Here is a 4,923-nt window from a genome sequence, read left to right as displayed (position 1 = left end):
ACTGCTGCGCAACACGCGCTGGCAGCCGGTCGATTCGCACACGGCCGTGCAGCCGCTCGTGATCGGCAGCAACGACGCGACGCTCGCAGCGATGCGCGCGCTCGACGCGCACGGCCTGTGGGTGCCCGCGATCCGGCCGCCGACGGTGCCGGTCGGCACGTCGCGGCTGCGCGTGTCGCTGTCGGCCGCGCATTCGTTCGACGATCTCGCGCGGCTCGAAGCCGCGTTGATCGAAGCCAGCGAAGAGGCGGCCGCCGCCGTCGAGGCAGCCCCGCATAAGGCCGCAGCATGACCGCTCCGCTCTCGCTGTTCGTCACCGGCACCGACACCGAAATCGGCAAGACCTTCGTGTCGGCCGCACTGCTGCACGGCTTCGCGCGGCACGGCCTGCGCGCGGCCGCGCTGAAACCCGTCGCAGCCGGCGCGTATGAACGCGACGGCGTGTGGCGCAACGAAGATGCCGACCAGCTCGACGCGGCCGCGAACGTCGTGCTGCCGCCCGAGCTGCGCACGCCGTTCCTGCTGAAAGCACCGGCCGCACCGCATATCGTCGCCGCGCAGGAAGGCGTGACGCTCGACATCGACACGATCGTCGCGTGCCATCGCGAAGCGCTGACGCGCGCGGACATCGTCGTCGTCGAAGGCGCCGGCGGCTTCCGCGTGCCGATGAACGACACGCAGGACATGGCCGATCTCGCGGTCGCGCTCGCCGTGCCGGTCGTGCTCGTGGTCGGCGTGCGGCTCGGCTGCATCAACCACGCGCTGCTCACCGCCGATGCGATCGCCGCACGCGGCCTCAAGCTCGCCGGCTGGGTCGCGAACCACGTCGACCCGGCGATGTCGTTCCCCGACGAGAACATCGCGACGATGCGCGACTGGCTCGCTCGCGAGCACGGCGCACCGCTGCTCGGCCGCATTCCGCACATGAGCCCGGCCGCCCCCGAATCCGCCGCGGCGATGCTCGACATCGCCGCGCTCGTCGAGACGCTGCGCACCGCGCAGCCTTGACCCAACCGAAACAGATCCCCCGATCCCTCATCCCCGACCAGGACAGGAAAACGATATGACCCAAGCCCAGACTGCCGCCCCCGTGCAACCCGACGCGATTCCCGTGGCCGCTCCGGTCTCGCAGCGCTGGCGCGTCGCCGACGTCGTCGCGCTGTTCGAGCTGCCGTTCAACGACCTGCTCTTCCGCGCGCAGCAGGTGCACCGCGAGCACTTCGACGCGAACGCGGTGCAACTGTCGACGCTGCTGTCGATCAAGACGGGCGGCTGCGAGGAAGATTGCGGCTACTGCTCGCAGTCGTCGCACCACGACACGGGCCTGAAGGCCGAGAAGCTGATGGACGTCGACGCGGTGCTCGATGCCGCACGCGCGGCGAAGGCGAACGGCGCGAGCCGCTTCTGCATGGGCGCCGCGTGGCGCAACCCGAAGGAGCGCCACATGCCGGCGCTGACCGAGATGGTGCGCGGCGTGAAGGAACTCGGCCTCGAGACCTGCATGACGCTCGGCATGCTGGAAGACGAGCAGGCGCAGGAACTCGCGAGCGCGGGCCTCGACTACTACAACCACAACCTCGACACGTCGCCGGAGTTCTACGGCCAGGTGATCTCGACGCGCACCTACCAGGATCGCCTCGACACGCTCGACCGCGTGCGTGACGCGGGCATCAACGTGTGCTGCGGCGGCATCATCGGGATGGGCGAATCGCGCCGCGAACGCGCGGGCCTGATCTCGCAGCTCGCGAACCTGAACCCGTACCCGGATTCGGTGCCGATCAACAACCTCGTCGCGATCGAAGGCACGCCGCTCGAAGGCACCGCGCCGCTCGATCCGTTCGAATTCGTGCGCACGATCGCGGTTGCGCGGATCACGATGCCGAAGGCCGTCGTGCGCCTGTCGGCCGGCCGCGAGCAGCTCGACGACGGCCTGCAGGCGATGTGCTTCCTCGCCGGCGCGAACTCGATGTTCTACGGCGACCAGCTGCTGACCACGAGCAACCCGCAGTCGCAGAAGGACCGTGCGCTGTTCGAGCGCCTCGGCATCCGTTCGAGCGATGCGGACGCGATGTCGGCGAACGCGTAAGCGCCACGCCCGGCGGATTCGTCCGCCGCATGAAAAAGCCGGGATACTTCCCGGCTCTTTTTACGCGTGCGCCGCGCACTCAGCCCGCCCCGCCCAGCGCGCGCGGCTCCATGAACGTGTGCCGGAAATAGTCGCGCACCGCGTGCATCGCGGGGCTCAACTCGATGTCCTTGCGCCAGGCGAGGCCGACGCTCATCGGCGGCACCGGGTCGCGCAGCACGATCGTCTCGATTCGCCGGCCCTCGAGCGACCACGGCCGGTACACCATGTCGGACAGGATCGCGACGCCGCTGCCGTTCGCGACCATGCTGCGGACCGCCTCGACCGACGACGTGCGCAGGATCACGTTCGGCCGGTACGGCGTCTCGTTCCAGTAGCGCAGCGCCGTCTGCCCGGCCTCGTCGACCGTCAGCATCACGAACGGCTCGCGCGCGACTTCCGCGAACGTGACGCTTTCGTGCCTGAGCAGCGGGTGATGCGCGCCGACCCACAGCCGCCGCACCGAGTGGATCACCGGCTCCAGCACGAGCGCCGGATTCGACACGTTCGACGTGAGCAGCACGGCCATGTCGTAGCGGCCCGCGATCAGCCCTTCCTCGATCGACTCGCGGTTCAGCTCGTGCAGGTGGATCGTCAGCCGCGGGTACAGCGTGTTCAGGCGCAGCACGTGATGCGGCAGGAAGTAGCCGAGCACCGTGTAGCTCGCGGCGATCGCGAGCGTGCCGGTCAGCGTGCTTTCGAGGTTCGGAATCCGCATCGCCTCGTCGACCGACGACAGGATCGTGTACGCGTGATTCAGGAAGCGCCGCCCCGTGTCGGTGAGCGTCACGCCCGACGGCGTGCGCAGAAAGAGCTGCGTGCCGAGGCTGTCCTCCAGCTCCTTGATCGCGCTCGTCACGGCCGACTGCGAAATCGTGAGCTGGATCGCGGCCTGCGAGATCTGGCCGAGCTCGGCGGTCGCGACGAAATACTTGAGCTGTCTGAGGGTCAGGGCCATGGTCGATGAGAAAACAGATGGGCACGCGATAAACATCATAACAACCGTGCGGCGCCCATCAACCTGACTGCGTGGAAACCCTGCCACCCCTGCTGCGACGGCCCTTGGCGGCCGCTCTCCGGGGTATCGAAAAAATCGATACAGCTGCATCCAAAAATAGAACTTTTTTGACGCAACCCGCGCGGCTAACCTGCGTTCAACACGGTTTCGGCATGCGCCACGACGCACGCGAACCGGAGAACCTGGAGGAGCACACCGTATGAGGAAGCACAGCGTCGACCTGAACTCCGACATGGGAGAAGGCTTCGGTCCGTGGACGATCGGCGACGGCGTCGACGAGCAGATCATGCCGCTCATCAGCTCGGCAAACATCGCCACCGGCTTTCACGCCGGCGATCCGAACATCATGGCGCGCACGGTGCAGCTCGCGCGCGACGCCGGTGTCGGCATCGGCGCGCACCCGGGCTTTCGCGATCTCGTCGGCTTCGGCCGCCGCACGATCGCCGAAACCCCGCAGGCGCTCGTCAACGACATCCTGTACCAGCTCGGCGCGCTGCGCGAGTTCGCGCGCCTGAACGGCGTCAGCCTGCAGCACGTGAAGCCGCACGGCGCGCTCTACATGCACGCGGCCGCCAACGAGGCGTTCTCGCGGCTGCTGATCGAGACGCTGCAGCGTGTCGATCCGGGCCTGTGGCTGTACTGCATGGAGGCATCGGTCACCTACCGCGTCGCGGTCGAATACGGGCAGCCGGTGATCCGCGAGTTTTACGCGGATCGCGACTACGACCGCAGCGGCTCGATCGTGTTCACGCGCCGCGTCGGCCGCCTCGATCCGCGCCAGGTCGCCGACAAGGTGCTGCGCGCGTGCATCGACGGCAAGGTGCGGACGATCGACGGCGACGACATCGACATCGATTTCGATTCGGTGTGCATCCACAGCGACACGCCGGGCGCGCTCGAGCTTGTGCGCGACACGCGCCACGCGCTGATCCGCGAAGGCATCCGGACCGCCGGGCCGCGACCGCTCGCCGCCCATCACTGATTCAAGGAGACACACGATGGCATTGCACGAAATCGTCAGCCCGCTGCCGGGCACCTTCTACCGGCGTCCGTCGCCCGATGCGGACTACTACGTCGCGGTCGACGCGACGGTTGCCGCCGGCGCGGTGGTCGGCCTCGTCGAGGTGATGAAGCAGTTCACCGAGATCGAAGCCGATGCGGGAGGTCGCGTGGTCGAGCTGCTCGTCGAGGACGGCGAGCCGGTCGACGCGGGCCAGGTGCTGATGCGGATCGAGGGGTGATGCGATGAAACCGGAAACTTCCCCCGACACGTTCTACCGCCCGTCGCGGATCCGGACCGTGCTGGTCGCGAACCGCGGCGAGATCGCGGTGCGCGTGATCCGCGCTGCGCGCGAGCTCGGCATGCGCGCGGTCGCCGTGGTCAGCGACGCGGACCGCGACAGTCTCGCCGCGCGCATGGCTGACGAAGCCGTTCACATCGGCTCGTCGCACGCGGCGAAAAGCTACCTGAATCCTGCCGCGATTCTCGACGCCGCGCGGCAGTGCGGCGCGGACGCGATCCATCCCGGCTACGGCTTCCTGTCCGAAAACGCCGCATTCGCCGCGCAGGTCGAAGCGGCCGGCCTGATCTTCGTCGGCCCGGACTCGCAGGTGATCGCCACGATGGGCGACAAGGCCCGCGCACGCGAAACCGCGCGGCGCGCCAACGTGCCGACCGTGCCCGGCAGCGACGGCGTCGTGCAATCGCTCGACGAGGCGCGGGAGGTTGCCGCGCGCATCGGCTATCCGATCATGATCAAGGCGGCCGCCGGCGGCGGCG

At 68.5% G+C, this 4,923-nt stretch carries 7 protein-coding genes; 6 read left to right on the top strand and 1 reads right to left on the bottom strand.

Going from position 1 to position 4,923, the window contains the following annotated elements; all coding sequences use genetic code 11:
- The 3 genes from G3N99_RS34640 to bioB all read left to right on the top strand — a co-directional run.
- A partial coding sequence (locus G3N99_RS34640; protein WP_206124619.1) for an aminotransferase class I/II-fold pyridoxal phosphate-dependent enzyme occupies positions 1-292 on the top strand: 292 nt, incomplete at its 5' end.
- The gene (bioD, locus tag G3N99_RS34635; RefSeq protein ID WP_206124618.1) at positions 289-1,008 is read left to right on the top strand and encodes a dethiobiotin synthase; all 720 of its coding nucleotides are present in this window, start codon (positions 289-291) and stop codon (positions 1,006-1,008) included. The genes G3N99_RS34640 and bioD, both read left to right, overlap by 4 nt.
- A 55-nt stretch (positions 1,009-1,063) precedes the next feature.
- Entirely contained in the window at positions 1,064-2,086 is a 1,023-nt protein-coding gene (gene bioB, locus G3N99_RS34630; protein ID WP_174937680.1) for a biotin synthase BioB, read from the top strand.
- Between the two features lie 79 nt (positions 2,087-2,165).
- On the opposite strand, the gene G3N99_RS34625 is transcribed toward bioB, so the two are convergent.
- A complete protein-coding gene (locus tag G3N99_RS34625; protein ID WP_069249003.1) occupies positions 2,166-3,083 on the bottom strand; it encodes a LysR family transcriptional regulator in 918 nt (305 codons plus the stop codon).
- A 259-nt stretch (positions 3,084-3,342) separates the two neighbouring features.
- Here G3N99_RS34625 and G3N99_RS34620 point away from each other — a divergent pair, with 259 nt between their 5' ends.
- From G3N99_RS34620 to G3N99_RS34610, 3 genes are all read left to right on the top strand, one after another.
- The gene (locus G3N99_RS34620) at positions 3,343-4,125 is read left to right on the top strand and encodes a 5-oxoprolinase subunit PxpA (protein ID WP_206124617.1); all 783 of its coding nucleotides are present in this window, start codon (positions 3,343-3,345) and stop codon (positions 4,123-4,125) included.
- 16 nt (positions 4,126-4,141) lie between these two features.
- Positions 4,142-4,384, top strand: coding sequence for an acetyl-CoA carboxylase (locus G3N99_RS34615; protein ID WP_124584977.1), 243 nt, complete (start codon positions 4,142-4,144; stop codon positions 4,382-4,384).
- Between the two features lie 4 nt (positions 4,385-4,388).
- On the top strand, positions 4,389-4,923 hold a 535-nt coding region (locus G3N99_RS34610; RefSeq protein WP_277396476.1), incomplete at its 3' end, for a biotin carboxylase N-terminal domain-containing protein.

The organism is Burkholderia sp. Ac-20392 (assembly GCF_017104585.1).
GTDB lineage: Bacteria > Pseudomonadota > Gammaproteobacteria > Burkholderiales > Burkholderiaceae > Burkholderia > Burkholderia lata.
This window is presented reverse-complemented; position numbering and strand designations above follow the sequence as displayed.

What these genes read in the sequence shown, in the direction of transcription:
- G3N99_RS34625 (WP_069249003.1), bottom strand. Translation starts at nt 3,083, where the DNA reads ATGGCCCTGACCCTCAGACAGCTCAAGTATTTCGTCGCGACCGCCGAG.
- bioB (WP_174937680.1), top strand. Translation starts at nt 1,064, where the DNA reads ATGACCCAAGCCCAGACTGCCGCCCCCGTGCAACCCGACGCGATTCCC.
- G3N99_RS34615 (WP_124584977.1), top strand. Translation starts at nt 4,142, where the DNA reads ATGGCATTGCACGAAATCGTCAGCCCGCTGCCGGGCACCTTCTACCGG.
- G3N99_RS34620 (WP_206124617.1), top strand. Translation starts at nt 3,343, where the DNA reads ATGAGGAAGCACAGCGTCGACCTGAACTCCGACATGGGAGAAGGCTTC.
- bioD (WP_206124618.1), top strand. Translation starts at nt 289, where the DNA reads ATGACCGCTCCGCTCTCGCTGTTCGTCACCGGCACCGACACCGAAATC.